The sequence below is a fragment of the Bradyrhizobium sp. ORS 86 genome (assembly GCF_045571475.1).
Lineage (GTDB): Bacteria > Pseudomonadota > Alphaproteobacteria > Rhizobiales > Xanthobacteraceae > Bradyrhizobium.
In genome coordinates this window covers 5,286,479-5,312,266 of record NZ_CP120699.1, presented here as the reverse complement: position 1 = coordinate 5,312,266, position 25,788 = coordinate 5,286,479, and the positions used below count along the sequence as shown (strand labels likewise).

Genomic DNA, 25,788 nt, shown 5'->3' with positions numbered 1-25,788 from the left:
AGTGCCGCCGCGAATGCCGGATCAGCCGGCCCTCTTCGAGCGCGCAGCGCCTTGCGCGCGCACCGGCTTCTCCGCCTTTTTCTCCGGCTTGGCGACCTCTTTGGGCTCGCGCTTGCCACTGCCCGAGATCGGCAACAGCATCTCGCGTTGGCCCTCGATACGCTTCTTCGGCTTTTTGCCCTTCGCCTTGGCGGGCGGGGCGGCCTGCTTCTCGTTGGCAAGGCTCTTCTTGAGTGCGTCCATCAGGTTGATGACGTTGCCGCCCGATTTCGGGGCGGGCTTGGCGACCTTGATGCCGTTGCGCTTCTGGTTGATCAGTTCGATCAACGCCTGTTCGTAGCGATCGTCGAACTCTTCCGGATCGAAGTCCGCGGACTTCTGCTCGACGATATGCTTGGCGAGGTCGAGCATGTCCTTGGTGATCTTCACGTCCTGGATGTCGTCGAAATAGTCCTTCTCGCTGCGAACCTCGTAAGGATAGCGCAGCAGCGTGCCCATCAGCCCGTTGTCGAGCGGCTCCAGCGCGATGATGTGCTCGCGGTTGGTCAACACCACGCGGCCGATTGCGACCTTGTTCAGGCTGCGAATGGTTTCGCGGATCACCGCGAAGGCGTCGTGGCCGACCTTGCCGTCGGGGACGAGATAATACGGGCGGATCAGATAGCGGCTGTCGATCTCGGCGCGCGGCACGAACTCGTCGATCTCGATGGTGCGGGTGGATTCCAGCGCGATGTCGTCGAGCTCTTCCTTGGTGATCTCGATATAGGTGTCGGTGTCGACCTTGTAGCCCTTCATGATGTCTTCGGAGGCCACTTCCTCACCGGTTTCCGCGTCGACCTTGGCGTACTTGATCCGATGGCCGGTCTTGCGGTTGACCTGGTTGAAGGAGACCTTTTCGGTGTCCGACGTCGCCGGGTACAGGGCAACCGGACAGGTCACGAGCGAAAGGCGCAAGAAGCCTTTCCAGTTGGCGCGGGGGGCCATGGGAAACTCCGATTACGCAACCGACGGAATGAACAAGGATAACACCGGGAACCCCGGTTTGAAACATCGCGCCCGGCGAATCTCGCAACGGCGTTAACCGTCGTTTCTTCCTGCGTCGGTTTGACACCGGTGCAGATCGCTCCCGTACCGGCCCTGGGCTCGGAACATCGTTCCAGATCAGGCGTTGGCTGGGGAGACAATCGCTGGGGAATTACAGGCACTTAAGCAGAGAGGTGGCCATGGCAACAGAACGACACGGTCGGATCGTTGAAACCCCGACTGAAGCGCGCCAAGGAGAGCCAGGTCCGTCGGTTCTTGCGCTGCTTTCGGCCTCGACGGGGCTCGCAGTTTTGATCCTCGGTGTCGTCTGGTTCGTGTTCTTTCGCGTGTAATGCCTGCGGTGCGCCCGGTCGGGGCGCCATCGGCAAGCTCACCTGATCCAGGCGCCCGAGATATCAGGACGCCGGGACCGTAAGGTCGAGACTGCGCGCCACCGGACTCGTCGAGGAAACCTGAGAGTGCCGGCCCGCGGAATCCCTGAGCATTCCTTCAAAATAGGTGATCGTTCGCGCAAGACCCTGTCTGAGCGGGGTCCGGGGCGCCCAACCGAGCATGGCGTTGGCGCGCGAAATGTCGGGCTGACGCTGCCGTGGATCGTCTTGCGGGAGCGGACGATGGACGATCTTCGAACGAGAGTCGGTCAATTCGATCGTCAATTCTGCAAGCTCGCGCATGGTGATCTCGTGGGGATTTCCGAGATTCAATGGCCCGGTGACCTCGTCGGGTGACTGCATCAGGCGCATGAGGCCGTCGATCAGGTCGTCGACGTAGCAGAACGCGCGGCTTTGCAAGCCGTCGCCGTAAATTGTGATGTCGTGGCCACGCAGCGCCTGGACGATGAAATTCGAGACCACGCGACCGTCGTTCGGATGCATGCGCGGTCCATAGGTATTGAAGATGCGTGCGACCTTGATGGGCATCCCATGTTGGCGTCGATAGTCGAAGAACAGGGTTTCGGCGCAACGCTTTCCTTCATCGTAGCAGGAGCGGGGCCCGATCGGGTTGACGTTGCCCCAATACTCTTCGCCTTGAGGATGAGTCGTGGGATCGCCGTAGATCTCGGAGGTCGAAGCCTGCAGGATCTTCACCTTGAGCCGCTTGGCGAGGCCAAGCATGTTGATGGCGCCGATCACGCTGGTCTTGGTGGTCTGGACCGGATCGTGCTGGTAGTGCACCGGCGAAGCCGGACAAGCGAGATTGTAGATCTGGTCGACTTCGACATAGAGCGGGAATGTCACATCGTGGCGCAGCAGCTCGAAGCGGTGATGATCGAGCAGATGCTCGACGTTGCCTCGCGTGCCGGTGAAGAAGTTATCGACACACAGGACTTCTGCGCCCTTTTCAAGCAGGCGCTCGCAGAGGTGCGAGCCAAGGAATCCCGAGCCGCCGGTCACTAAGATGCGTTCGGCCAGATTGTAAGGCATGACGTCCCCCTACATTGCTACGCCTGATCGAGATGAGTGGAGAGCACCGCCAGCTTGCCGGGCGTTCTGCCTTCTTCGAACCGACACATGTTGACTCCTCAGCCAAGCCCAACGTCTCGATCGTCAAACGCCCCATGACAGCAAGAATGCGAAGAACGTGTCAAAGTTAAGGTTTCTTCATGCCGTGATATGAATCTTGGAACCACGCCTGCATGCATCGCGGCCAGGATTGCGCAATGGTGTATGCACGAGTGCGACTAAATTGGGCTTGGCGAGCATCCATGCCCGCTCTGTCGGCTGGAAGCGGCAGTTGGGCCTAGTGGGCGGGCTTGCCGTCTCGCGACGCTGGGGCGGCAAGCCCCAGTCGCTTGGCGTCATAGCCGGAATCCTGGATCGACTGCCACCATGGCTTGTTCGCGAGGTACCAGCGGACGGTCTTCTCGAGCCCGCTGTCGAAATTCTCTCGCGCCGTCCAGCCAAGCTCGCGCTCCAGCTTCGATGCGTCGATTGCGTAGCGGCGATCGTGGCCCGGGCGATCGGCCACGAACGAGATCAATCGCGTTCGCTCGCCGTGATTTGACGGTTGCAGCCGATCGAGCAGTAGACAGAGCCGTTCGACGACCTCAAGATTGGTTCGTTCGTTGCGGCCGCCGACATTGTACGTCTCGCCGACTTTTCCATGCCGCAGGATGGTGTGCAGCGCGCGCGCGTGGTCTTCAACGTAGAGCCAGTCGCGAACATTGCGGCCGTCGCCATAGACCGGAAGAGGCTCCCCCGCGAGCGCCTTGATGATCATGTGCGGGATCAGCTTCTCCGGAAACTGGTACGGCCCGTAGTTGTTCGAGCAGTTCGAGATCAAGCAGGGCAGTTCGTAGGTCTCGCACCAGGCGCGAACCAGATGATCCGAGGCGGCCTTGCTCGCGGAGTAGGGCGAGTTCGGCGCGTAGGGGCTCTGCTCGGTGAAGGCGCCGTCCGGGCCGAGCGAGCCGAACACCTCGTCGGTCGAGACATGCAGCAGCCGGAACGCCTTGCGCGCCTGCGGCGTCAACGCGCGCCAGTGGCGCAGGGTCTCCTGCAGCAGCGTGAATGTGCCGGTGATGTTGGTCCTGATGAAATCCTGGGGACCATCGATCGAGCGGTCGACATGGCTCTCGGCCGCGAGATGAATCACGCCAAGCGGCTGATATTGCGCGAACAGTGCGCGCAGCGCCTCGCCGTCGCAGATGTCGACCCTGGCAAGCGCATAGCGGGCCGATTGCCCGGCGGCTTGTGGAATCGAGTTCATGCTGGACGCGTAGGTCAGCTTGTCGATGTTGACGATCGAGACATCGGTGGTGTCGAGCAAATGCCTGATGACGGCGGAGCCGATGAAGCCGGCTCCCCCCGTCACGAAGATCGTTGATCGGTCCTGGCTCATGCCTGAAACATGTGGGGGCTAGCGCTGCGACTTTGCGAAGCTGTGATAGACGGAAAGCAGATATTCGCCGTAGCTGCTCTTGGCCGATCTCTGGGCGAGGCTGTGAAACTGGTCGAGCGTGATGTTCCCCATCCGCAACGCGATCTCCTCGATGCAGGCGATCCGCAGACCCTGCCGCTGCTCGAGAATCTGGACAAAATGGCTGGCCTCGACCAGCGACGAATGGGTGCCGGTATCGAGCCAGGCGAAGCCGCGGTGAAGCATTTCGACGGCAAGTTCACCGCGCTCCATGTAGATGCGATTGACATCCGTGATCTCGAGTTCGCCTCGCGCCGAGGGCTTCATCGAGGCCGCGATGTCAAGCACCGTATTGTCGTAGAAATAGAGACCGGTCACTGCGATGTCCGATTTCGGCTGGGCCGGCTTTTCCTCGATCGAGACCGGCCGTCCCCGGGTATCCAGCTCGACGACGCCATAGCTCTGCGGCGAGCCGACCGTATAGCCGAAGATCGTCGCGCCCTTGGGCCTGCTGCCGGCCCGCTTCAATTTGTCGGCCAGGCCGTGACCGTAGAAAATGTTGTCGCCGAGGATCAGCGCGACATTGTCGCCTCCGATGAAATCGTGACCTACCAGGAAGGCGTCGGCCAGACCTCGTGGTTGCTGCTGGACCGCGTAGGAGAATTTGAGGCCGATCTCGTTGCCCTCGCCTAGCAACCGCCGGAACAGGTGCTGGTCGTCCGGTGTCGTGATGATCAGGATATCCTTGACGCCTGCGAGCATCAGCGTTGACAAGGGATAGTAGATCATCGGCTTGTCGAAGACCGGCAATAGTTGCTTGGAGACAACGGTGGTCACCGGATAAAGCCGCGTCCCGGTTCCGCCCGCCAGAATTATCCCCTTCATCACGCCTCCGCCCCGTCGCATCTGAGGGTTGCTCGGCGAAGCTCTAGCACAGATTTTATCCGCGGTACGGGTCCGTTGGACGAATTTGCCGCGTCCATGCAGGGGCTTGCGGAAACGTTTGCACCGGTCCGGCGAGCACGTGCGCCGACCGCATCGCGTGTCGAATGCGGTCGCTCCGAAATCGACCTCGCCGCAAATGTCGCGTACGAAAATTGCGTCGATCAAGTCGCGACAGATTCGATGTGGACCTCGATTGATCGATCAGTCGAGCGCGCGATTGTGAATGCACGTCACTCCGCATGTGCACGCTGCCGTGCGATCTCACAACGCTGCGTCATGAGATTATCGAATTTGCCGAGTAGGTCTGTCCTGCGACTACGGGGCGAGCTCGATACATGCTTTATCGTTTCAAACTTCCTCTGCTGACGCAGTTGAAAGAAAGAAGCCTTTCCGGCGTTCTTGTCGGGTTGGTGCTGCTGGCGATGACGGGATGGATCTACCTGCTGAGCACGATGTTCCTGAAATTTGCGCTTTGGTTTTTTTCGTGAGGCGCGGAATCACACGCGCGTGTGTGATCAGTTCCACATCGTTAGGCTGCACAAAAAAATCAGCGGATGAACAATCTTTCGGCGCGCTGAATCATGATGTGGTCACAACTTCGGACTGTAGATACACCGCGGGTGAATTGGGACGACGGATATGCCTGGTAGTCTGATGTTGTTGACGACGTTCTTCGCTGGCTTCCTTGCCGGATGCGGAATGTGCGCCTGGCGATCATACAGGCGACGCATGCAACGGCAGACACCCGAAAGATCGAGGCCACCCTGCACAACATTCGGTCATGCGCGCCGGGCATTCTAGCTATGGTCATGATCGCACCACCGCAGGTTTGCGTTTGGTGTGACGCCAATCGCAAGCAAGTGTGGCTTCGATACGAGCGACAGCCCATATCGCTGCGGTCGCCTGGTTCCTGCAGCGAGGTCAAGACAGATTGGTTAAGGCGTTCGTGCGTTGCGCTGGTTGATCGTCCTGCCGGTGCCCGTGATCGCCGCTGCGACGTTGGTCGGGGCTCGCCCGAGAGCAACTCGCGGCCGAACTTCTCCCCGATCATAAACGAGCTCACGTAGCATGACCGACCTCGGGAATAATTCGCCGCGGCGCTACTTCATCGACGGTAACGGCCGGCGCGTTCTGATCGGCCTTACCGTCGAGGAGACTTTCGAGTTCGAGCGGCTCGATCACCAGTCGAGCTTGCACGATGCGGGGCATGTGGTTTGGGACACGGGTAGCGGTACGGCAAGCGGACCGGCGCGGCGCTGGCTCGAACTCTATCGCAAACACGATCGTGCGTGGTTGCAATGGGTTGAGGATACACGTATGGCGCGAGCCAAGGATTTACCTTTTCTTAACTAAGGCGAGGCGATTTTGAGCGGATCGTCTCCTGATTGCGCCTGAATCGGACAAACGCGGATGTTTCAGCTGTTCTTGCGCTCTCGAGCGCAAAACTACATCAAGGGCCGCCTGGGTGACGACGCCTTCAGGGCGCGCTCGCCGGAACGCGACGCCGAGACCGACCGGGCCCGGATCGAATCCATCATGACCGCGATCGACGCCGCTCTGCATGCGGCCGAAAGCGAGCAATCCGGCCTGAGCCGGCGAGTCGACGATGTCCTGGCGCGTGCCGCCGTGACGTTCGGCAACGGCACTGACGAGTATCTCGAGCGTGAAGAACTCGACAATCACCACCAGAACCTGTTCGCCGCCGAGATCGCCAACGGGCAGCGCCGGCTGAAGGAACTGTCGGCCGAGATCGCCCATTTCAAGTTCATGAAGGCCGCGGTGCTGAGCCGCTTTCCCAACTACAAGGCATCTGTCGCCGGCTAGCCCGGCCAAGACAGGGCGGTGCACTTTCCACATCTGCCGCGACAGTCCGGCCGCCGCCCTTGGTGCTTGATCCTCCACGCAATATCGTTAGGAATGACGCCCGTTCGGGCAAAGCCGGAGCGAATCCGGCGAAGATCGTGCTCTCAAGGGGCGTGGATCGCCTGATCTGAAGCGATTTCATTCGAGCACGATGCCCTCCGGCAGCATTGGTAGGAAGCGGATTGTGGCCAATTTGCTAGTGACAGGTTGTGCGGGCTTTATCGGCTTTCACCTCACACGGCGCTTGCTGGACGAGGGCAGTACGGTTGTCGGCATTGACAACCTCAATGACTACTACGATCCGGCGCTTAAGCTCGCGCGGCTCGACCGCCTGAAGGCGCATCCCAACTTCACGTTCCAGAAGCTCGATCTGGCCGATCGGGCAGGAATGCAGGCGTTGTTTGCCCAGCACCGTTTTCCGGCCGTGGTTCATCTCGCCGCCCAGGCCGGTGTGCGGTACTCGCTCCAGAATCCCCACGCTTACGCTGATTCCAATCTGGAGGGCTTCGTCAACGTGCTCGAGGGATGCCGCCGGCACGATTGCCGGCACCTCGTCTTCGCGTCGTCATCGTCGGTCTATGGCGCCAATACCAAGCTGCCGTTCTCGGTGCACGACAATGTCGACCATCCGGTCAGCCTGTACGCGGCAACCAAGAAGGCCAACGAGTTACTGGCCCATTCCTACAGTCACCTCTACGGCCTTCCGGCGACGGGCCTTCGGCTCTTTACCGTCTATGGACCGTGGTACCGGCCCGACATGGCGCTTTATCTGTTCGCCAGGGCGATCACCACCGGCCAGCCGATCAACCTGTTCAATCATGGCAACATGCGGCGCGACTTTACCCATATCGATGATGTCGTGGAGGCGATCATCCGGATCATCGATCGTGTGCCGCAAGGCGATCCCAACTGGTCCGGTGCAACGCCGGATCCGAGCACGAGCAAAGCGCCGTGGCGCATCTACAATGTCGGCAACAGCAAACCGGAAGACCTGATGCACGTGGTCGCGCTGCTCGAGAGGGGATTCGGTCGCGTTGCACAAAAGAACCTGTTGCCGATGCAGCCGGGCGATGTGCTCGAGACGTTCGCCGACGTCGATGATCTCGAGCGCGAGATCGGCTATCGGCCGCAGGTCGCGATCGAGCAGGGGATTGAGACGTTCGTCACCTGGTATCGCGACTACCATCGCGTCTGAAGCGAGGTTCCGGGAACTCTCGTCGGCTCCCGGACGCCTAACCAAGATCTCGCGGGGGCCATGGCGAACCGAGTGACGTCGGCGCGGGTTCCAGCCTGGGCTCTTCCCTTTGGCTCCGCCCAGGGCGAGACGCGCTCCTGACTGTTGCTGTCAGATTGTTACCGCTCTTGTGCCCAGATTGCGTCAGCTTTTGCCGCGTTTCGGTCGCAAGGCTCACAGCCGGCGGTCAACGGACCTGCGGACCGCCAGCGGTTCCTTTTTCCCGATCACCACCGCCGGGCCAGCCATGTGCCTGATCAATGCGCTGATCAAATACCCAAACTGCAGGCAGCCGGCGAACACGGCGATGGTGGACAACGCCTGACCGAAGGCAAGCTGCTGTGCGACCGAGAGCACGACAATGAGCAGCGTGCCCAGGAACAGTACCGGCAGGAGGACAAAAAACCTGAACCGGACACCCAAGGCCACGCCAAACAAGGTGCAGCAGATCGCCAATGTGGTCACACTCGTACTCCTCGCCGCCATATTCCCTAACGACCGCGAGCTAAGATTGGTTTAAGCGCCACGGTCGAATTGTCGTGACATCAGAGGCGTGTACGCAACGGACTGTTGCCCGGAAGCGTCAATGATTCTGTTTCGTGCACAAGTTGCTGCGAGCAGCGCTGCTCAAGGAAGTGTCAACCGCATGACGTCAAGTCGTGCAATCAGTCGATCCTCGTTGCGCAGTACTCATGAGATGGGAGTTCCGTGCGCGCGCTGAACAATTGCGCATCACAAATTGCTTGCATGTGCATCATGCTGTGATCGAGACCAACGTCACAATTTTGCAATGCGAAGAACGAAATTGATTTTCCTAGTGCGGCGCCACAATATCGCTTCGTTTACTAAACAACTTCCGCCGGCGTTCGCGCGAACCCGAACTTCCCAGGCAAGCTTTTTGCGTTAGATCGTTTCGAGTCGTCCCACCGACATTTTTTGGCTTTGTCCGTTTTCTTTCACGCGACGCGCGGCCGTTGAAGTGATGATGAGGTTCGAGATGTCTGCAACAACGTACGGCTCTGATGGACTCCACATACTGAGCTCGAACCGCGGGACCTCGTTGCAGAGACCGTTTCAGCTTTTCGTCATCGCGGGCGACTTCCTTCTCATCCTGCTTAGCTACGTGGCGGCGAGCTCGCTCTATCGCGAGTTCACGAATTCGCCCACCGACCCGGACAATTCGCTCGGCGCCGGGCTGATTGTCGGCATGGTGTTCGTCGCGGCCGCCTACTTTCAGGGGGCTTATGACAACCACAGATTGCTAAATACGTTATGGCAATCACGCAAGGTCCTGTTCACCTGGCTGTTCGCGCTGACCACGCTGGCCGTCGCGGCGTTCCTCTTGAAGTCGACGGCAAACCTGTCTCGCGGCACGATCATTCTGTTCACGATCATTGGGGCGCTTGGGCTTGTCGCGCACCGTGTGATCTGGCGCTACTGCCTGTCGTCGGCTTTCGCCAAGGAGCGGCTGATCGACCGCAAGGTCATCCTGCTCAGTCTGCGCTCGCTTGATTTCACGTCGAACCGTTTCAAAGATCTCCGCAAGCACGGCTTCGATGTCGTGCGCCATTTCGTGCTCAGCCTGGGCCCGGACCAGGACGACGAGGCCTGGAGCCAGCAGATCTCCGATGTGGTCCGTCAGTCTCGCGCGGCTGATGTCGACGAATATCTCGTGGCGATCGACTGGAACGAGCTGCCGATGCTGCAGAAGCTGAGCCAGCATCTCCGGGTGGTTCCGCAGCCGATCCGTCTGCTGCCCGATTTCCCGATCGCCGACCTGGTGTCGCGGCCATTCCTGCCGGTCAGCGGGACCGTGGCGATCGAGATCCAGCGGCCGCCGCTGTCCGTGTTCGAGCGGGTCCAGAAGCGCTGTCTCGACATCGGGCTCGCATCCTTCGCGTTGTTGATGCTGGCGCCGCTGATCCTGACGGCGGCGCTGCTGGTCAAGCTCGATACGCCCGGTCCGATCATCTTCCGGCAGTCGCGCCGCGGCTTCAACGGCAAGCCGTTCCAGATCTGGAAATTCCGCAGCATGACCGTGGCCGAGAACGGCTCCACCGTCACGCAGGTCACCAAGCAGGACAAGCGGGTGACGCGGGTCGGCCGCTTCCTGCGCAAGACAAGCATCGACGAGTTGCCGCAGCTCTGGAACGTGCTGCGCGGTGAGATGTCCCTGGTCGGTCCGCGCCCGCACGCGCTGGCCCACGACAACTATTACGACCAGCTCATCAGCAAATACGTCTATCGACACCACATGAAGCCGGGCCTGACCGGCTGGGCCCAGGTCAACGGCTTCCGCGGCGAGACCCCGACCATCGACCTGATGGAAAAGCGCGTCGAGTATGACGTCTGGTATGTGAGCAACTGGAGCATTTGGCTCGACATCCGGATCCTCATCCGCACGGCGACTGCGTTGATGTACCAGGAGGCCTATTGAGGTCGATCGCGATGCTGCTAATTCGGCGAGGGCCGGATGCTGTTCGTCGATGACCACTGCACGAGGGACATGGACACGTCCGGGCGACGAGCCGCGCGCAAATGAATTGAACTCGTCTCAGACCCGCGGCAGCGATCGAGGTGCTCCCGCGAGCGGACCTTAGAGGGCAAGCATGCTGTTGCCCTGGATCGTCAGCAAGGTGAGATTGCCGGTCGCAAAGGCGCCGGTGTCGATATTGGCACGGTTTTCCAGCAGTTCGGGCATGTGCACGGGCGTGTGACCGTGCACAACGTATTTGCCGAAGTTCTGCTTGCTTTGCAGGAATTCTTCGCGGATCCAAAGCAGATCCGCCTCCTGCTGTTCGGCAAGCGGCACCCCGGGGCGAACGCCGGCATGGACGAAGAAGAAGTCGCCGCAACTGAACGTCGGGCGCAACTTGTCGAGAAATTCCCGATGTTGGGGGGGCATGGCACGCGCCAAATCCCGCACCAACGCGTGCTGTTCCTCCTCTCCCGGAGCGGAGGAGGGCGCCAATCCATAGGACATCAGCGTGTACAGCCCGCCGACCTGCAGCCACTCGGGCAGGAGTGCCGGATTGCGTAAGACGTCGCCGAGAAACGCCTCGTGGTTTCCTTTCAGGAAGACCGTGTTGCCCCGCCGGCTCCGGTTGATCAGGATGTCGAGGGTGCTGCGTGAGTCCGGCCCACGGTCGACGTAGTCACCCATATACACTTCGATGGCATAGCGTGGACGGCTTCGCGCGACGTCGGCGTCGATTACCCGGAGCATCTGCTTCAGCAAATGAGCGCAACCGTGAATATCGCTCATCGCGTAGATGCGTACCCCATCCGGCAGTCTCGGCTTGTGCTTCGACGGCTGAGGTCGGCGCGGTGACAACATCTGGCGGCGGGGTTTCTCGCGAAAGGATCGGAACATGTTAGCTTTGGTGCGCTCCAACGGCGAGCGCTGTCCCGCAACTCAAGGTTCGCAAGCGTTTGTCAGGGGGCAAAGGCACGCGCGGCGACGATCCTGGTGCGACATCGGGGAATTGGACATACCGAGACAGGGACCTGCTCGCGTGGTGCTTTGCTCTCACATGCTGGCAGGCATAGTCGAGCCTGCACAGGACGTCATTGAAGAGGTCGAGGAGCAAGCCCGGCTTGGCATAATTCCGATCGTCAGCCTGTTGCGTTAAGCTCGCCAAGCGTCTGGGTTCCATGGGGATCATGAACTGCATAGTCCGACTAGGGATTCTGCGCAAGCGCCCCGCGGTTCGCGGCCATGCCGGTGAGCTGGGTTGTCGCGCGCGCAGGATGGATTCCACAGCGGTTAGCGAATGGACTTGTCGCTTGCCACCGCCTTGGACGGGCGGTTCGAAATTTGGCGGGTTTGCGACCTGGCGCTGCTTCCGAGCGGATTGTTTGCGTAGTGCTGCTCTGCACAAAAATTTGAGGGCCGAACGATTGTGCAGGGCGGGAATTGTGGTGACGTCATAGCCCAGAGATGAAAATATCCTTCAGCTTCACAGGACATAAAACATGCTTCCAGCCTTGATCTTGGTGGCGTCTTTCCTGCTCGGATTCGTCCTTGGCTACGCGACGCGCGAACGGCGCTCGCGCAAGCGTCGCGCGCACCACATGATGTATGGACGCTATATGTCCTCGCAAAGCGGTTCGAGCTTTCCAGGATCGTGGCGCTCACCCTCTAACGGCCGACCGCTGAACCAGCGTTCGGACGAATTGGAGCCGCGTAAGGCCTGAAGCCTATCGATCGCGTTCGTAAGCCATCGCCACGCGCCGCTCCATCAAGCAGTTATCGCTCAGCCCCAACGTGGACCACAGGGCCGGCGATGAGTGCTGCTTGCATCGGCAGAGTCTCGCGCCGTCGGACCGGCCTCAGTACTGAAACACCAGATCGGGATAGCGCGGATTCGCGTAACGGACGTAAGTCCGGTTACGGCCATAATAATAGTGTGGCTCGTCGCTCCTGGTGCGTGGATCGAAGGTGTAGGAATAGGCCTGCTCGAGCGAACGGTGTCGAACGTAAATCGGGGCGCAGCAGCCGCATCGGGGACCGCAATAGGGGCTGGGCCCGCGGTCGACGTGCAGCACGGACGCCGCAACGCGCGCCTTTCGCGGATGGGCAGCATAGTCGGCGGCACACGCCGGCGCGGCCGCAATGATCATCGTCGAGGCAAATGCAACAAGACCGACATAGGATTGTGACATCGCTTCCGCTCCCCTGATCGCGATCAAACCTTAAGTGCTCGCGCCGGGACGAGCAACTGGAACGATACTGCCGGGCGAATATTGGATGAAGTGTGGCCAAACGGGTCATCAAAGTGCGTCTGCACGTGGCCTTGCGCCGGATTCGCGCTTGCGTCGTGCCGGACGTCAGCCACGCAGCGTCTGAGCGAACGCCGGATCGATCGACTGAACGGCATCTTGCAGGAACGCCTTGCCACGGTCCGACGCCCGTCGAAAGGCCGATACGATCGCGGGCTTCAGCTCCGGCCGGCGGGTCATGATCAGCCGAACGTCGCTCCGTGCAAGATCGCTGATATCGGGATCGGCGAGCATGTCGGACCGGCCCGCGACGTCGAGCCGCACCGGCATCAACCGCGCATCGCTTGGAGCGGTGAAGTAGGTCATCTTCAGCGCCTCGAACACGACCGGGTCGTGCGGGTCGCGTTGCGCTTGAAGCAATGCGAGCGCGAGCCACAGTTCGGGATTGTGAGGCGAGATCGACAGTGTCCGCCTGACCCTGCCGATGGCCTCGACATATTGGTCGGATTGCACGGTCGTCTGCTTTTTCCGGTTGGCCTCGATAGCCTGCAGCGCGCTGATCAGGGCGTGATTGCTTTCCTGCTCCGATCCGAACGGTGAGAGCATTGCCGAAACGGATGGCACGTCTCCGACCCAGGGCGAGCTGATCTTGGCGGCATCGGATGGAAATGGCACGGGCTCGAGCGCCGTCATCGCCATGACGGCGGAGACGAAAACATAAGATCCGATGGTCAGCGCCAGTGCCATCAGAAGGATACGAATTCTGCTCAAGGAAGCGATGTCCGGCGAAGAGGGCAGGCCTGGGTTCTATGCCACGCCATCCTACGCTGCGAGCGCCCCGTCGCCTAGCGTTTGAGGCCGCTTGTCCGGCCGGCAGACTGCGCAAGTCCCAATCCGACCATGACGGCCACGATGATCCTGACCGCGGGGCTTAAGAGGCTTGAATCCAGGAAGCCTTCGAAGAATACGACCAGAACGCCGGCGGCCGCGGCTGATGCGAAAAAGGAATCGCGTCCGCGCCGGACGGCGCCGCGAAACAGGACGAAGAAAAGCTGGGCAGCGAAGGCTGCGAGGATCACAAGCGCCAGTCGTCCCGACTCGATCGCAACCAGCACCGCGGTGGAAGGCGGGACCGCCGGGGCGGTGGCGTCCACGTTCTGATAGGCTCGCGACGCCGCGGAGAACGTTCCGACGCCGCTCCCCAGCCATGGAGCATCGGAGAGCATGCGCCCTGCCAATGCCACGGTTTCGGGAGCGAATCTCGCCAATCCAGCCAGGCTCGCACCGGCGGATTGAAAGCGCGGCACGGCGAGCGAGCAGACGATCACGATGAGAACCGCAAACAAGACCGCCGATGGCCACGAGCGAAATCCGAGGCGGCGGACGGCGGCGACGAAGGCGATCGTGATCAAGCCGAGGCCGGCGGCTGCCAACAGCGTGCCTCGCGCGAGGACCGCCATCGCGATGATCGCCACGACAATTCCGAACGAACCGGAAAGCACGCCGAGCCAGAGCCGGACCGAGGCCAGATTGCGGATATCCCGCCGGTGCAGATGTCGTTCGAGTGCCCGAGAAATCAGTGCGGTGTTGGCGACCGCGGCAAGCGCGGCTATCGCGGGAAACGGGCTCGTCGGCGCATCGGTGGCCGGAGTCATCGCGGCGAAGAAATGGAGCCGGCCGAGCAGGACTTCGAGCGACATGAAAGTTGTCACGGCGCACAAGACGAACAGGATCGTTTCGGCCCTGTGGCGATCCCTGCTGATGATGACAGTCGACACCACCAACGACACGTAGACCAGATAAACAAACAGGCTTTGCAGTGTCGCGCCGGGATCAAGGCTGATGCGGCCCGGTAGCGACGGTTCGTTCAGCGCGATCGACGTCGCCGACCAGATCGGGTTTGCCAATGACGCGAACGGCAATGGCAGCATTTGCACCACCATCCAGATAACGGGGATCAGGATCGCGACTGAAAATCGCTTGAGCAATTGTGTGGTCGACGTGAGTTCAGCGTCCGCTCCTCTGACCGCCATGGCCAGCAGGACGGCGGCGGCGAGTGCGACCGCATGCTGTGCGAAAACGCCATTTGCGACGACCAGGGTCGGAACGGCGGCCAGCAATACTGTCAGGAGGAAAGAAGCAACCGGCAAAATGCGAGACTTCGAAGCTGGGCTGGGATCGGGGCGGGAATGATGTCACTGCGACAACGGCGGCCAACACGAGTTATCGCATATGCGATCGCGTGAGGCCAACACGTGCCAACACGTGCAGGCCAATCATCGTTTGTCGAGACTGTCACGTGCGCTCGGCGTTCGCCATCACGATACGCGGAGAATCTCACCAAGGAACCCCGCAGGGGTTCCCGCCACCAGCTATCGAGCATGGCAATTTTGCGACAGGTAGCTGAGCGCCGTCGGAAGTCCGCTGATCGGTACCATGCCATGGATTGCGTTCGGCTCGATCGCAATTTCGACCGAGAGCTCAGAGGCGTTCTGCCAATCGCTGACTGCAAGCCTCGATGCATCCGTGGGCAGCCGCAACGCTGCACCGCCCTGGACCACGGACGCTTCGAACTCCGCGCGCTTTCCGCCGCTCGTCAAGACCACGGTCGGCCGCGCCGAGCGCGACAAGGGCTCGAGGACGATCAGCGCCACGTCAATTCCGTCGCGTGCGCATTGCAGGCTCAAGCCCGCGAGGCGCCCGTCTGATTTCGAGCTGTCGGCGACATGCATCGCTGAAACGGCGTCGGCACCGCCTTCGGGGTCTCTGCTTCTCACCAATCGCCATCCGCCGTCGAGCTGCGTCGATTGGCTGCCGGACTGGACCTGCCTGAAGGCCTCCTCGTCGCAGCGTTGCCGCTGCTCGGCACTGACCCCGGTTGCGCAGTTCGTCATGCCTGGACGCGGCGCCTCGGCCCGACTGGAACCATGAGCTGCGACCAGCAGGGCGGCGCACAGCAGTGTTAAGCGTGTCATGTCAACGATAACAGAATCCTCATTGGAGCTGGTGCTGGACGCTACGCCCAACAACGCCGCACTAGTATCAAACGACGATCGGTTACATTGCTCAATTTTGCGGCAAGCAACCGACAGCTAGCTCGACTGTGGCCCTCTCGACCCGCCTGAATTTGATTTTGGCGGGTGGAATCGGAACACCCGGCAGCGTGCGATGGAACCTCCTATCGCGAGACCCATGGAACCGGTGAAGAGTGCAAGCATTTGCACCGCTGATTGCCTGGAACTCGTGCGTCAACCCGACGAATATTGGGCGCCGCGTCTGTATTAGGCAGTGTCCCTGCCCATTTAAAATCGCGCTTACCTGTAACTGCGCTGCAACATCCTCTCCTTATTCTCACCATTTCCTAGGGCTTCGTTGACGCCGCTTGGGGAATTCGACGAAGTTAGCCTGGAGTAGGGGGACGCGTTGTGAGGCGTAGCGTTTTAGTATGGGGAATGTTGCTCGGCATTCTGCTTTCTTCCGCGGGGTGCGCGATCATGCCGTCGTCCGGCCCGGAAGATCATGTCATCAAGAGCGAGATCACGCGGTCGGGGCCGGATTACGTCCTCATCAAGCTCACACCGACCGTCGTGGACATCCTGAAGGAATACGGCCCGGGCGCCATCGCGGGGTCATTTCCTGATCATAGGCCGCCGCCAGGCATCAGGTTTGGTATCGGCGACACAGTGGCGGTGTCGATCTTCGAAGCTGCCGCGGGAGGCTTGTTCATCCCGGCAGAGGCTGGCGTGCGGCCCGGTAACTTCGTGGCCCTGCCAAACCAGAACGTCGACATAAACGGGAACATTACGGTTCCCTATGCGGGACAGGTCAAGGCCAACGGCCGTACCCCGGTCGAGATCCAGCGGGACATTGTGAAGGCAATCGGAAACCGCGCCATCGAGCCCCAGGTGGTCGTGTCGTTGATCACGCAGAACACGTCGCTGATCAGCGTGCTCGGTGAGGTGAAGACGCCGGCCCGTTTGACGGCCAATGCGGCCGGCGAGCGGATCCTCGACTTGATCGCGCGGGCTGGCGGCCTCACGGGGCCAGGCTGGGAGAGTTGGGTGACGCTGGAGCGCGGCGGCAAGCGCGCCACGGTTCCATTTGGAGCCTTGATGTATGGGTCGGCCAACAACATCTGGGTCCACCCTGGCGACACCATCTATGTCTACCGCGAACCGCAGGTCTTCCTCGCCTTCGGCGCCTTCACAATTGGAGGAAACTTTGGCGGGCAGGCCCAGTTCCCATTCGATATGTGGAAGCTCACCATGGCGCAGGCGATGGCCAAGGCTGGCGGCCTGATTGATGCGCAAGCCGAGCCTGCGGGCGTCTATGTGTATCGGCGCGAGCCGCGCGAGCTCGCGGAACGACTGGGCGCCGACTGCTCCAAGTTTACCGGTCCGCTGGTTCCGGTGATTTACAACGCCGACTTCCGCGATCCATCTGGCTTCTTCCTCGCCAGCAAGTTTGAAATGCGGGACAAGGACGTGTTGTTTGCCGCGAACGCCGCCACCGTCGACACGACCAAGTTCCTGACGTTCGTCCAGGCGGTGGTCGGCACTGCCAACAGCACGATTGTCGCCGCGAACAACGCGCAGATCCTGCGGATCAACTCGCGCCAGTGAGGCGAGACCAGCCGCGCTGGGCCGCATTGCCGGCCCAGCGCGGCTGCCTAAATTCACCGCCTCGACGCCGCGGATCAAGGCGATCAAGTCGGTAATGCCGAAGTGCGATCAGCCTTAGTCGAAGTGGGTAAGTTCCAGGTCGGCGACTTCACGCCGGTCTGAATCCGCAATGACAGGGCCGTTCCAAGTTCACGTGTCAAACAGCGCGGTGTCATCACCCGCGCGGGTGATCCAGTATTCCAGAGAGGCCAATGCTTGAACCGAGATGCCGCGGCGTACTGGATGGCCCGCCGGAGCCTGTCATCGGGCGCGCGTTCGCGCGACCCGGTGGCGGGCCATGACGACTGAGAGAGAATGTGCATCCGCATTCTCGGACATGATTTGTCCGAGCTTTGCATCTCCTCTCAGAGGATGAGGCCTTGTTTTACAGCACAACGGCAGGCCCTCATGGTGTGAGGAGCGCCGCTTGCGGCGCGTCTCGAACCACGAGGCCGAGGACGTGCGCAGCCACCCAAAGGCGGCATAAGCGATAGTCCTCGAACCACCGGGCGCCGCTGTCATTGGCGCACCGGATGATCGTCCCTCTTCGGCGGGCGTTAGTCGACGTATCCGTATCGCTTGTAATATCGGTTGCGATAGTAGCCGGCGCTGTAGATGTCGTAGCGGCTCATCACTGCCATGTTCACCTTGTTGAGGACCGCGCCGAGCAAGCGCTCGCGGACAACCGGAGCTTCGCCCAGCACGCGCTCGAGAATATCGACCTTGGCCTTGGCCCATTCGACCACCAGGATGTACGAATCCGCCAGCGCGCCGGTGGCTCGAACGTCGATCACCGGTGCGAGCGGGCTAAGGTCGAGGACAATGCGGTCGTAGTGCTCCCGCAGATGCTGGAACAGCCTTTCCATTTGCTGCGAAGCCAGCACGTCGCTGGAATTGGAGAAGCGTGAGGTCACGACGCACGGCATGAAATGGAGGTTGGTCTGGGGATCGATCCAAACCGCATCGGTCCAATCGACCCGGCCCAGGACAACATCGATCAAGCCCGCCTGCGCGGAGGGGGCAAGCCTCGCAGTGAGGCTTGGATTGCGGATATCACCGTCGATCAGAAGCGTGCGGGAGCCACTTTGTGCAACGGTTTGGGCTAGTGCCTCGCTGACCGTGGATTTGCCTTCATTGGGGAGCCCGGAAGTGATGCCCACCACCTTGTTGGACGATCCGTAGCTGCTGAGATCGCATGCAAGCTTGATGGAGCGGAAGCCCTCGGCAAAGCGCGAGAAGGGCGAGTTGATCACATATCTGCCGACGCTCTGGTCGGCCGCCAGGAGACGATCGCCATGCGGCTGCGGGTATTTCGACCCGAGCTCGGATTTCCCCATCGGTAAACCTGAAGCTGCTGCAGGAACCGACTTTGGCGTCAGCGGCTGCGGTTTCTTCGCTCGTCTGTTGAACAGCCGCCCCGCCCTGGAGAGCAGGGTATGCCCCGTCAGACCTACGTTCTGCTCGCTCCCGATCGCGGGGATCGACGCAAGACAGTTGGTGTGCAGGTACTGCTCGACCTGAGATACCGTCCTGAACACCCGATCCATCATGTCGAGCAGAACGGCAACGCCTCCTGCCAGGATGGCCCCGCCAATCAGCGTTGCCAGCAGGATGAGGGTGGTCTTGGGCGACGTCTTGTTGGGAGCATTGGACGCTTGCGTGATCACGCGTGCTTCGGTGATCGGAAACGACTGCTGCTGAACCGAAACCATATAGAGCTGCAGGAAGTTGTCCGAGAGCGCGCGGGCACTCTGTGCATTGCTTTCCAGATCGCGCAGCGCGATCTGTGCCTGGTTGGTGCCATTGGACAGTGCGATGGTGTCGTTCAGGCTCTTTTGGCTGGATTCCTCACGCGCTTTCGCGATCGCGAGGTCGCTCTTGTAGACCTCCGCCGTGCGCCGCAGCTCGTCGGTGATCGAATGCCTGATTTCGCGCATCTGGTTGCGCAGGTTGACGACGGCAAGATGGGTCGGTCCGTATCGGTTGGACCAATCGGCCTCACGTGCCGCATAGTCGAGATAGGTCTGCCTTAGCTTGGTGATCACCGGATTGTTCATGGTGTCGGTGACGGTCGCCAGATCATTCAGGATGACCTTGGAATCACTGTCGTCCGCGTTCAGAATTGCCGTGATCCGCTCAAGCTTGGCCTGCGCTTCGGCGCGCTGAGCGCGAGCCTGCGTCAGCGAACTGTTGATCTCCGCGAGTTGCTGCTCGGTGAGAAGGCGCCCGCCGGCATCGACGATATTGTTCTTCGCCTTGAAGTCCACGACTGCGCGTTCTGCGGTGGAAGCCTCCGTTCGCAGCTCCTTCAGCCGATCCTGGAGCCAAACCGCGGCGCGCCGCGACGCCTGATACTTCGATTCCAGCGAATCGTTGATGTAGCCTTCGGCCACTGCATTGGCGATACGCGCAGCCTCGTCGGGCGAACGCGACTGATAGGAAATCTCGATGACATAGCTCAGGCCGACGCGCTTGATCGAGAGATTGCCGAGCACCTTGCCGATCGCGATTCGCATCAATGCGGCTTCGGACGGACGTTGTTCCGGAAACATCCAGGAAAACAGGTTCGAGACACTGGAGAGCAGCCCGGCTTCCTCGCCGGTGAACTCAGGTGAATCGAGCAAATGCAGTTGCTTGATGACGTTTGTCGCGATGGTCTCCGACTTCAGCACTTCGACCTGGCTGTCGACCATGGCCGAGTCGATCGAACTGTCGGAGCTGGTTGCCTGCTGGGTCTGCAAGCCCTGCATCTTGCGGCTGTCGATCAGCAGCACGGCGGTGCCGGTGAATCGCTTCGGTGCGGTCATCAAATAGACGCCGGCCAGGCCGATGCAGAGGCACATCACGAAGATCATCACCGGGTACTGGCGGCCGATCAGCGCGACCGCCGCAGAAATCGTCTGCTCCAGCGAAGCCGACTCTTGCGTGGGAGATTCGATCTCGCGAGGAGGTGTGATTCGAGTTTGGAGCATCCGGCTCGTCTACCTGACTAGAGTTCCTGGATTGTGCCGCGTCGAAGTGAGCGAAAATTGGCCCACGCTGAACGCATCAGCCCCCCGAACGTGCCAAACAAATGTGTCAGCAAGAGTGCAGTGCATCATTCATTTCCGGAACGTGCCTCCGGATCTGGGGCGCTGTCACCGGCCGATTGTGGTTCCGGCCAAGGCGGAGCAATTCCCGTGCCGGTTGCCAGCGCACGAGGTGGCGCGCGTCGCGGCAATTCGGCAGCGAGCAACCAGTCAAAAGGGAGGCATGACCCATAGCAACCAAAGCTCCTGGCGCAGCGCATATTTCGGCGGCAATTCTGCGCCCGAGATCCGGGTTCCATGGGCTGGAAGGTAGCTTTCGCACTGCACAGCAGGCGGACGACGACGATCGATTCAGAACGGCTGCTCCCAGCCGGCCGAACCCCGACGGAGATGGAACGGCAGCGCCAGCTCAACGAGAATGCCAAGCCGAGGCGGATTGTCGCCAACTGTCCTTGGATTGGGCCATGCGCCAGGACGCTCTTGCTCGGTCAACACCGGCTCGAGATCGCCCGCGGAAATCAATCGAAATCGCTGACGGCGGAATCGTGCTTCCATTCATGAAGCGAGCTTGCCACGTCATATTCGAACTTGAACCCGCTGGCGACCAGCCGCTTGGGCAGGATGTTCGTTGAGAACCACAATTTCCGGATGCGTTCGCGATTGATCCCGGTCTTGATGCCGATCTTGTGCAGCACCTCGAACGGAAGGACGGCGAGGTTCATGAACCATATCGGAATGGTCAGCGTTGGCTTCTTGTAGCCGGCGGCTTGTGCGAACGCTGCGCAGATGTCGCTGATCGTGTAGCGGTGCTCGTAGCAGAAGTTGTAGACCGACACGCTGTCGTTGCGTGCCGCCATGAAGAGCATCGACGACACCAGATCCTTCACATAGCCGCACGACTTGATCGTGTCGGTTCGGCCGGGATAGACGAAGGCTCGTCTCTGCAGCAGTCGCGACAGCCGCGTGAAGTTGCCTCCCTCGTAGAGACCGTAGATGACAGCGGGGCGCACGATCGTGAGACGTCTTGTCGGGTCCTCCGACTGCCACAGACGATGGATGGCCTCGGCCGACAGTTTCGAACGTCCATAGGCGCTGACCGGAGCGGGCTGCGAATCTTCGTCAAGCGGGGCTTCGCTCGGGCCGTAGATGGATATCGAGCTTGTGAAGATGATATTCCGGCTGCCGGTTTCCTGGGCAAACCGGCATACGTTCACCGCTCCCAGCACATTGGTGTAGTAGTACTCGCCGTCCGGATGACCGGGCGTCGTGTGGATTGCCGCCAGATTGAAGATGTCGGCGGGTACGCCGCGCGCGAGCTTGGGGTCGATCGGCTCACGGACATCGTGATGGATGTATTCGACGCCGGCAACCAGCGTCCTCGGCTTGCCGATGTCGGCGGCAACAATGCGCTGGTATTGTCCGGACGCGATCAGCCGGTTCATCAGATGCGTTCCGATGAAGCCGGCACCTCCGAAGACGATTGCCTGAGTGGTGTTCGACATGCGCTCAAGGCCCGGTTCGCGTGAGGGTGCTGAATTCGGCGTTGGAAATCTCCATCAGGACGTCATCAGGGACCACTTGCGTCGGCGGGCAAGCAACGCGCGACGCGACAACGGCTGCGGTTGGTGCTGACTGCGCCATCAATAGAGCTCGCGATACTCGTAGCGGAATGCGGTCGAACCCGCCGAGATCCCGAGGATCCTTTGCAGCTTCTGGTAGCCGCTCAGCGCGACCTTGATGCAGTCCGAGCTGCCGGCATAACAGACCTGAACGTTGATCGATTGGCCGCAAGCATTGTTCACAGTCACGATCTGGTCGATGATCTTCGGATTGATGACTTGCGGATGTGTCGATGGGTGGACCGATATACAGGTCGTCCCGTCCGGTGCCTTGTGCGGCGGCGCATATGTGCCCTTCATCGGCGGGAACGGGTTCGCGGGCATCGGCGACACGCCGGTTCCTCCGTACATTGGCGCCGACGATCGTCCGAAGCCGACGACCTGAGCCTGCGCCGGCACGGCGCCGAGCAGGGCAGCGGCCATCAGGCTGCACGAAATGCGGCTGACGTGACCAACGCGGCGTGACCGGAAAACGCTCGTCATGCGCCCGTCTCGAGAAGCTCAATGAGGCCGAAGCCGGAAACGTGGTGAAACGAGACCTTCTGGCCGCCGAACAGGATCGCCGGCGCAGGCGCGCTGACCGGCACGATCTCGATCCCGGACGCCGCCAGCACATCAAGCGCCTGTTCGGCATTGGGGCAGGCGTAGCATAAATGGTAGATCATGGTGCCAGTCCGCTTGATCAGCTTATCGATGGGAGAGGGACCGTCGCCCGGCCAGATCACTTCGACATCCGGCATCACGGGGTGATGCCGCATGGCGAGGTTGACCCGCTGTATCGGATCATAGGCGGAGTTTCCTGCGACATAGCCGAGTGCGGCCAGGTAACGAAAGGCCTCCTCGGGGGAGGCGACCGCGAGCCCGAGGTGATGGAAGGCCAGGACGTCAGATGCTGACGCGATGTCGTTCGCCGGGTGGTCCACGCCCAGTTACGCTTTCTTCTCGATCAAGTCGGCGAACTCGCCGACATTCTTGAGGCCGCCGATCTCGGATGCCGAAAATTTCACGCCGAAGGCCTTCGAGACGGCCAGCACGAGGCGGATGTGGGACAGGCTGTCCCAGCCGTCGACGTCGTCGGCCGTGGTCTGCGGCGTCAGTGCGAGGTCGTCCTCGTCAAACACGTCCTGAAATACAGCGGTGAGCTTGCTGTAGACTTCGGCCTTCTCCATTTGCGTCTTCCTTTGTCGATTAGTTGCGGTGGTGCCGCTGCGTGGATTGCGGTCAGTCGTCGGGGACAGCAGTCAGCCCTCCGAAGAGCGCACGGTGGTGACTCGTGGCGCGTTGTTGGGCTTTTGCTGGCAGATGAACGAATCCAGCGTCTTCGCCAGCCTGACCGACCAGACATCGGCCAGATGCCGCTTGGCATGCACCTCGTCCGAATAGTCGAGGTCGTTATCGAGATCGTCCATGCTCAGCGAGGTGAAGTTCGGCCGGTCGCCAAATTCCTGCAGCAGGCCCTTCAGCGCCAGTCGGTAGCTCGGTTCATACGGGCTTGCATCGCGATGCCAAGCCGGGATCGGCAGGTCGACGAGCACAACCTTCTCTCCGGAATCCAGCAGCGCCTGGATGGTCTGTTTCAGGACGTCGACCTGGCCTGGAGCAATGTCACTGGGCCGCCCCATGGTATCCGTCCAGTATTGCAACGCCTGTTGCTTGTACTCCTCCGATACCACGACACGTTCGCGCTCGTCGTCGGTGCGCTGGGCGCTGGTGCGGCCGGTCATCACGAGATTGACGCCGGCCCTGGCCTCGCGCGCGGCCTTCTCAAGCAGCAGAAACGGCCGGATCGCCATGACGCCCGCATCCAGCCATTGCGGCGGCAACACGGCGACCGGACCATCGGGCGTGCGTCGATAGAAGCCGTAGCGGTAGCGCTCGATATCGATATCGGTCTCGCCACGGTGCCGATCGCCATCCGCAAACTTCACATCGGAATCGATGAACATGCCGAACCAGATGCCGATGACGAAAGTGTTCTGCCGGCGTTCCGGATCGGTCTGGACCTCGTGGACGAGGTCGATCACTTGTTTGACCTCGGAGATGTTGGCGCCCCCCATCGCGAGGTTGCTGACCGTGCCGCAGCCGAGTTTCGACTGCACGAGCTTCTGCCGGAACCCGACTCCGGTATTCGATGCTCCCACCAGAATGATCTTCCGGTCCGGGTTGGCCAGCACGCTGCGGCCAAGGAAGACATATTTGGGAACTGTCATGTAGAGCGTGTCTCCCGCGGCCTGGAAGTCCCGCGGACCGGCGCTCGATGGATCCGGAAAGACGAGGAATGACGCGCCGGCGAGCAGCACATAAAGGAAGGCGAACGACAACAAGGTCAACGCCGACTGTCGAAGGATGTATTTCAATTTCAGAACGCCTTGTAGACGAAGTCCGGAGCTTTATGCAGCAGGGTCGCGACGGCAACGATTGCCATCATCTTGCCCGCCAGGTGCAGATTTTTGGTGATCTCGCCGCTCTGGATTGCCGACAGAGCGACGGGGATGCGAAGCCGAGCTTGGGCGATGTCCAGGATCAGCGCCGCGACCCCGAACGCCGCCGCCACCACGACGAAGGTTGCGACCACGCCGGTGAAACCGAGCCGCGCCAGCAGAGCGGTGAATTGAGGCAGTTCGGGGACCCAAAGGCAGGTCAGCGCCAGCACGAAATAGGCGACCGTGAGACCACGTGCGAAATAGATGTAGGCAGTGGATTCGGTCAGCGCGCGATAGCGCTTCTTGCCGAGGCGTTCAGTGCACGCCACCTGCCACAGCTTGTTGATGCTGGCGCCGGCGCCCATCAGGAGGCCGTAGATGACGAAGACCGCGGTCGTGCCGTGCCAGACACCCATCACGCCGAACGTGATGAAGAAGGCGAGCACGCCCAGATAGGATGTCAGCGCCGGCGACGGCAGCCAGGTCATTAGGAACATCAGGAGCGGGTTGAACAGGTAGAACTTGAACCATTGCGACAGCGTCATGTGCCAACGCTGCCAGAATTCTAGGAAGCTGCGCGCCGAGAATGGCCTGTCGAAGTTCTCCGGCAGCGTCTGCCCCAGCAGGGTTCCGATGCCGATCACGATGTCCATGTAGCCGGAGAAATTGAAATACAGATAAACCGTGTAGAGCGAGGCGACCGTCGCATAGACGGCGCACAGCTTGAGGAAGGAAAGGCCGGATGGCTGCAGCAGGTGCGGGCTGACGAACGTGAAGGCGTAGTCGGCGGTCGCGGCAATGATGACGAACTTCACATAGCCGGTCGCGATCCTGGAAAACGCCGCGTAGACCACCGATGCGTCGAGCTGAACCGCGGCCTTCCCATCCATCGCGCTGAAATCCTGATAACGCTGGATCGGGCCGGAGACGAAGCACAGGAAGTTGCAGGTGAAGCGAAAGAATGCCAGCGGACCAATTCGCTCGCTGAGATCGCCCGAGCGCACGTCCACCATGATGTGCAGGATGCGGAACAGGATGTAGGAAAGCCCGATCGTCAGATACGGGAACGGAAGCTGGCCGAGCCCTTCGAAGAACGAGAAACGCTTCAGGAATACGTAGCAGCACAGGATCGCGACGACGCCGGCCGCGAGCACCAGAGACGACTGGCGCAGGGAGAGCGCGGATACGCAGACATAGCCGAGCGCCAGGAAGGCGAGCAGCGGCAGCACCTGGCTGACGTCGCTCAAATAGCTTGCAATGAAGATTGCATTTGCGGCCCCGAGCACGAGCCGTCGGTAGATCACCGATTCACTGACGTGAAATGCGATGACGACCACGGCAACAAAGGCAAAAAACAGGGGCGATGTCAGACTCATGTCCGTGGGCTCG

At 60.9% G+C, this 25,788-nt stretch carries 23 protein-coding genes; 6 read left to right on the top strand and 17 right to left on the bottom strand.

What is annotated here, in order from left to right; translation table 11 throughout:
* Positions 1-21 precede the first annotated feature (21 nt).
* From P6U25_RS24625 to rfbA, 4 genes are all read right to left on the bottom strand, one after another.
* Entirely contained in the window at positions 22-984 is a 963-nt protein-coding gene (locus P6U25_RS24625; RefSeq protein ID WP_407147353.1) for a Ku protein, read from the bottom strand.
* Positions 985-1,439: 455 nt separating this feature from the next.
* Complete coding sequence (locus tag P6U25_RS24620; RefSeq protein ID WP_407147352.1) at positions 1,440-2,468, bottom strand: UDP-glucuronic acid decarboxylase family protein; 1,029 nt, start codon at positions 2,466-2,468, stop codon at positions 1,440-1,442.
* A gap of 316 nt (positions 2,469-2,784) precedes the next feature.
* On the bottom strand, positions 2,785-3,885 hold the full coding sequence (rfbB, locus tag P6U25_RS24615; protein ID WP_407147351.1) for a dTDP-glucose 4,6-dehydratase: 1,101 nt from the start codon (positions 3,883-3,885) through the stop codon (positions 2,785-2,787).
* 18 nt (positions 3,886-3,903) lie between these two features.
* Positions 3,904-4,788: a glucose-1-phosphate thymidylyltransferase RfbA gene (gene rfbA, locus P6U25_RS24610; RefSeq protein WP_407147350.1), complete on the bottom strand. Its 885-nt coding sequence runs from the start codon at positions 4,786-4,788 to the stop codon at positions 3,904-3,906.
* A 395-nt stretch (positions 4,789-5,183) separates the two neighbouring features.
* Between rfbA and P6U25_RS24605 the strand changes: the two genes are divergently transcribed.
* The 4 genes from P6U25_RS24605 to P6U25_RS24590 all read left to right on the top strand — a co-directional run bounded on the left by P6U25_RS24605 (position 5,184) and on the right by P6U25_RS24590 (position 7,906).
* Positions 5,184-5,336, top strand: a complete 153-nt coding sequence (locus tag P6U25_RS24605) for a hypothetical protein (RefSeq protein WP_407147349.1) — start codon at positions 5,184-5,186, stop codon at positions 5,334-5,336.
* Between the two features lie 580 nt (positions 5,337-5,916).
* Positions 5,917-6,201 carry a hypothetical protein gene (locus P6U25_RS24600; protein ID WP_407147348.1) on the top strand — a complete coding sequence of 95 codons (285 nt, stop codon included), beginning with the start codon at positions 5,917-5,919 and terminating at the stop codon, positions 6,199-6,201.
* 57 nt (positions 6,202-6,258) lie between these two features.
* Positions 6,259-6,672: a hypothetical protein gene (locus tag P6U25_RS24595; RefSeq protein ID WP_407147347.1), complete on the top strand. Its 414-nt coding sequence runs from the start codon at positions 6,259-6,261 to the stop codon at positions 6,670-6,672.
* 223 nt (positions 6,673-6,895) lie between these two features.
* Positions 6,896-7,906 (top strand): NAD-dependent epimerase, encoded by a 1,011-nt coding sequence (locus P6U25_RS24590; protein ID WP_407147346.1) that lies wholly within the window; start codon positions 6,896-6,898, stop codon positions 7,904-7,906.
* 213 nt (positions 7,907-8,119) lie between these two features.
* Here the strand turns inward: P6U25_RS24590 and P6U25_RS24585 are convergent, their stop codons facing one another.
* Positions 8,120-8,410 (bottom strand): hypothetical protein, encoded by a 291-nt coding sequence (locus tag P6U25_RS24585; protein WP_407147345.1) that lies wholly within the window; start codon positions 8,408-8,410, stop codon positions 8,120-8,122.
* Positions 8,411-9,005: 595 nt separating this feature from the next.
* Here P6U25_RS24585 and P6U25_RS24580 point away from each other — a divergent pair.
* Positions 9,006-10,382, top strand: coding sequence for an undecaprenyl-phosphate glucose phosphotransferase (locus P6U25_RS24580; protein WP_407147344.1), 1,377 nt, complete (start codon positions 9,006-9,008; stop codon positions 10,380-10,382).
* Positions 10,383-10,541: 159 nt separating this feature from the next.
* Here the strand turns inward: P6U25_RS24580 and P6U25_RS24575 are convergent, their stop codons facing one another.
* The 5 genes from P6U25_RS24575 to P6U25_RS24555 all read right to left on the bottom strand — a co-directional run bounded on the left by P6U25_RS24575 (position 10,542) and on the right by P6U25_RS24555 (position 15,693).
* The gene (locus P6U25_RS24575) at positions 10,542-11,282 is read right to left on the bottom strand and encodes a metallophosphoesterase (RefSeq protein ID WP_407152602.1); all 741 of its coding nucleotides are present in this window, start codon (positions 11,280-11,282) and stop codon (positions 10,542-10,544) included.
* A 995-nt stretch (positions 11,283-12,277) separates the two neighbouring features.
* A complete protein-coding gene (locus tag P6U25_RS24570) occupies positions 12,278-12,610 on the bottom strand; it encodes a hypothetical protein (protein ID WP_407147343.1) in 333 nt (110 codons plus the stop codon).
* 165 nt (positions 12,611-12,775) lie between these two features.
* Entirely contained in the window at positions 12,776-13,438 is a 663-nt protein-coding gene (locus tag P6U25_RS24565) for a hypothetical protein (protein ID WP_407147342.1), read from the bottom strand.
* Between the two features lie 74 nt (positions 13,439-13,512).
* A complete protein-coding gene (locus P6U25_RS24560) occupies positions 13,513-14,817 on the bottom strand; it encodes an O-antigen ligase family protein (RefSeq protein ID WP_407147341.1) in 1,305 nt (434 codons plus the stop codon).
* A gap of 222 nt (positions 14,818-15,039) precedes the next feature.
* On the bottom strand, positions 15,040-15,693 hold the full coding sequence (locus P6U25_RS24555; RefSeq protein WP_407147340.1) for a hypothetical protein: 654 nt from the start codon (positions 15,691-15,693) through the stop codon (positions 15,040-15,042).
* A 426-nt stretch (positions 15,694-16,119) separates the two neighbouring features.
* Here P6U25_RS24555 and P6U25_RS24550 point away from each other — a divergent pair, with 426 nt between their 5' ends.
* Positions 16,120-17,289, top strand: a complete 1,170-nt coding sequence (locus tag P6U25_RS24550; RefSeq protein WP_407147339.1) for a polysaccharide biosynthesis/export family protein — start codon at positions 16,120-16,122, stop codon at positions 17,287-17,289.
* A 596-nt stretch (positions 17,290-17,885) separates the two neighbouring features.
* Here P6U25_RS24550 and P6U25_RS24545 read toward each other — a convergent pair.
* From P6U25_RS24545 to P6U25_RS24515, 7 genes are all read right to left on the bottom strand, one after another.
* Positions 17,886-20,300 carry a polysaccharide biosynthesis tyrosine autokinase gene (locus P6U25_RS24545; RefSeq protein WP_407147338.1) on the bottom strand — a complete coding sequence of 805 codons (2,415 nt, stop codon included), beginning with the start codon at positions 20,298-20,300 and terminating at the stop codon, positions 17,886-17,888.
* A gap of 575 nt (positions 20,301-20,875) precedes the next feature.
* Positions 20,876-21,859, bottom strand: a complete 984-nt coding sequence (locus P6U25_RS24540; protein ID WP_407147337.1) for an NAD-dependent epimerase/dehydratase family protein — start codon at positions 21,857-21,859, stop codon at positions 20,876-20,878.
* Between the two features lie 138 nt (positions 21,860-21,997).
* On the bottom strand, positions 21,998-22,459 hold the full coding sequence (locus P6U25_RS24535; protein ID WP_407147336.1) for a hypothetical protein: 462 nt from the start codon (positions 22,457-22,459) through the stop codon (positions 21,998-22,000).
* Positions 22,456-22,899 carry a VOC family protein gene (locus P6U25_RS24530; RefSeq protein ID WP_407147335.1) on the bottom strand — a complete coding sequence of 148 codons (444 nt, stop codon included), beginning with the start codon at positions 22,897-22,899 and terminating at the stop codon, positions 22,456-22,458. Before P6U25_RS24530 ends, P6U25_RS24535 begins: the two co-directional genes overlap by 4 nt.
* 6 nt (positions 22,900-22,905) lie before the next feature.
* On the bottom strand, positions 22,906-23,145 hold the full coding sequence (locus P6U25_RS24525; protein ID WP_280972472.1) for an acyl carrier protein: 240 nt from the start codon (positions 23,143-23,145) through the stop codon (positions 22,906-22,908).
* A gap of 72 nt (positions 23,146-23,217) precedes the next feature.
* A complete protein-coding gene (locus P6U25_RS24520; RefSeq protein ID WP_407147334.1) occupies positions 23,218-24,333 on the bottom strand; it encodes a hypothetical protein in 1,116 nt (371 codons plus the stop codon).
* 2 nt (positions 24,334-24,335) lie between these two features.
* Positions 24,336-25,775: an MBOAT family O-acyltransferase gene (locus tag P6U25_RS24515; protein WP_407147333.1), complete on the bottom strand. Its 1,440-nt coding sequence runs from the start codon at positions 25,773-25,775 to the stop codon at positions 24,336-24,338.
* Positions 25,776-25,788: the final 13 nt, after the last annotated feature.

Bases quoted from the DNA above. Each gene is read 5' to 3' on its own strand.
- P6U25_RS24515 (WP_407147333.1), bottom strand. From the start codon at position 25,775: ATGAGTCTGACATCGCCCCTGTTTTTTGCCTTTGTTGCCGTGGTCGTC.
- P6U25_RS24620 (WP_407147352.1), bottom strand. From the start codon at position 2,468: ATGCCTTACAATCTGGCCGAACGCATCTTAGTGACCGGCGGCTCGGGA.
- P6U25_RS24570 (WP_407147343.1), bottom strand. From the start codon at position 12,610: ATGTCACAATCCTATGTCGGTCTTGTTGCATTTGCCTCGACGATGATC.
- P6U25_RS24600 (WP_407147348.1), top strand. From the start codon at position 5,917: ATGACCGACCTCGGGAATAATTCGCCGCGGCGCTACTTCATCGACGGT.
- P6U25_RS24625 (WP_407147353.1), bottom strand. From the start codon at position 984: ATGGCCCCCCGCGCCAACTGGAAAGGCTTCTTGCGCCTTTCGCTCGTG.
- P6U25_RS24545 (WP_407147338.1), bottom strand. From the start codon at position 20,300: ATGCTCCAAACTCGAATCACACCTCCTCGCGAGATCGAATCTCCCACG.
- P6U25_RS24540 (WP_407147337.1), bottom strand. From the start codon at position 21,859: ATGTCGAACACCACTCAGGCAATCGTCTTCGGAGGTGCCGGCTTCATC.
- P6U25_RS24525 (WP_280972472.1), bottom strand. From the start codon at position 23,145: ATGGAGAAGGCCGAAGTCTACAGCAAGCTCACCGCTGTATTTCAGGAC.
- P6U25_RS24535 (WP_407147336.1), bottom strand. From the start codon at position 22,459: ATGACGAGCGTTTTCCGGTCACGCCGCGTTGGTCACGTCAGCCGCATT.
- P6U25_RS24595 (WP_407147347.1), top strand. From the start codon at position 6,259: ATGTTTCAGCTGTTCTTGCGCTCTCGAGCGCAAAACTACATCAAGGGC.
- P6U25_RS24605 (WP_407147349.1), top strand. From the start codon at position 5,184: ATGCTTTATCGTTTCAAACTTCCTCTGCTGACGCAGTTGAAAGAAAGA.
- rfbA (WP_407147350.1), bottom strand. From the start codon at position 4,788: ATGAAGGGGATAATTCTGGCGGGCGGAACCGGGACGCGGCTTTATCCG.
- P6U25_RS24575 (WP_407152602.1), bottom strand. From the start codon at position 11,282: ATGTTGTCACCGCGCCGACCTCAGCCGTCGAAGCACAAGCCGAGACTG.
- P6U25_RS24550 (WP_407147339.1), top strand. From the start codon at position 16,120: ATGTTGCTCGGCATTCTGCTTTCTTCCGCGGGGTGCGCGATCATGCCG.
- rfbB (WP_407147351.1), bottom strand. From the start codon at position 3,885: ATGAGCCAGGACCGATCAACGATCTTCGTGACGGGGGGAGCCGGCTTC.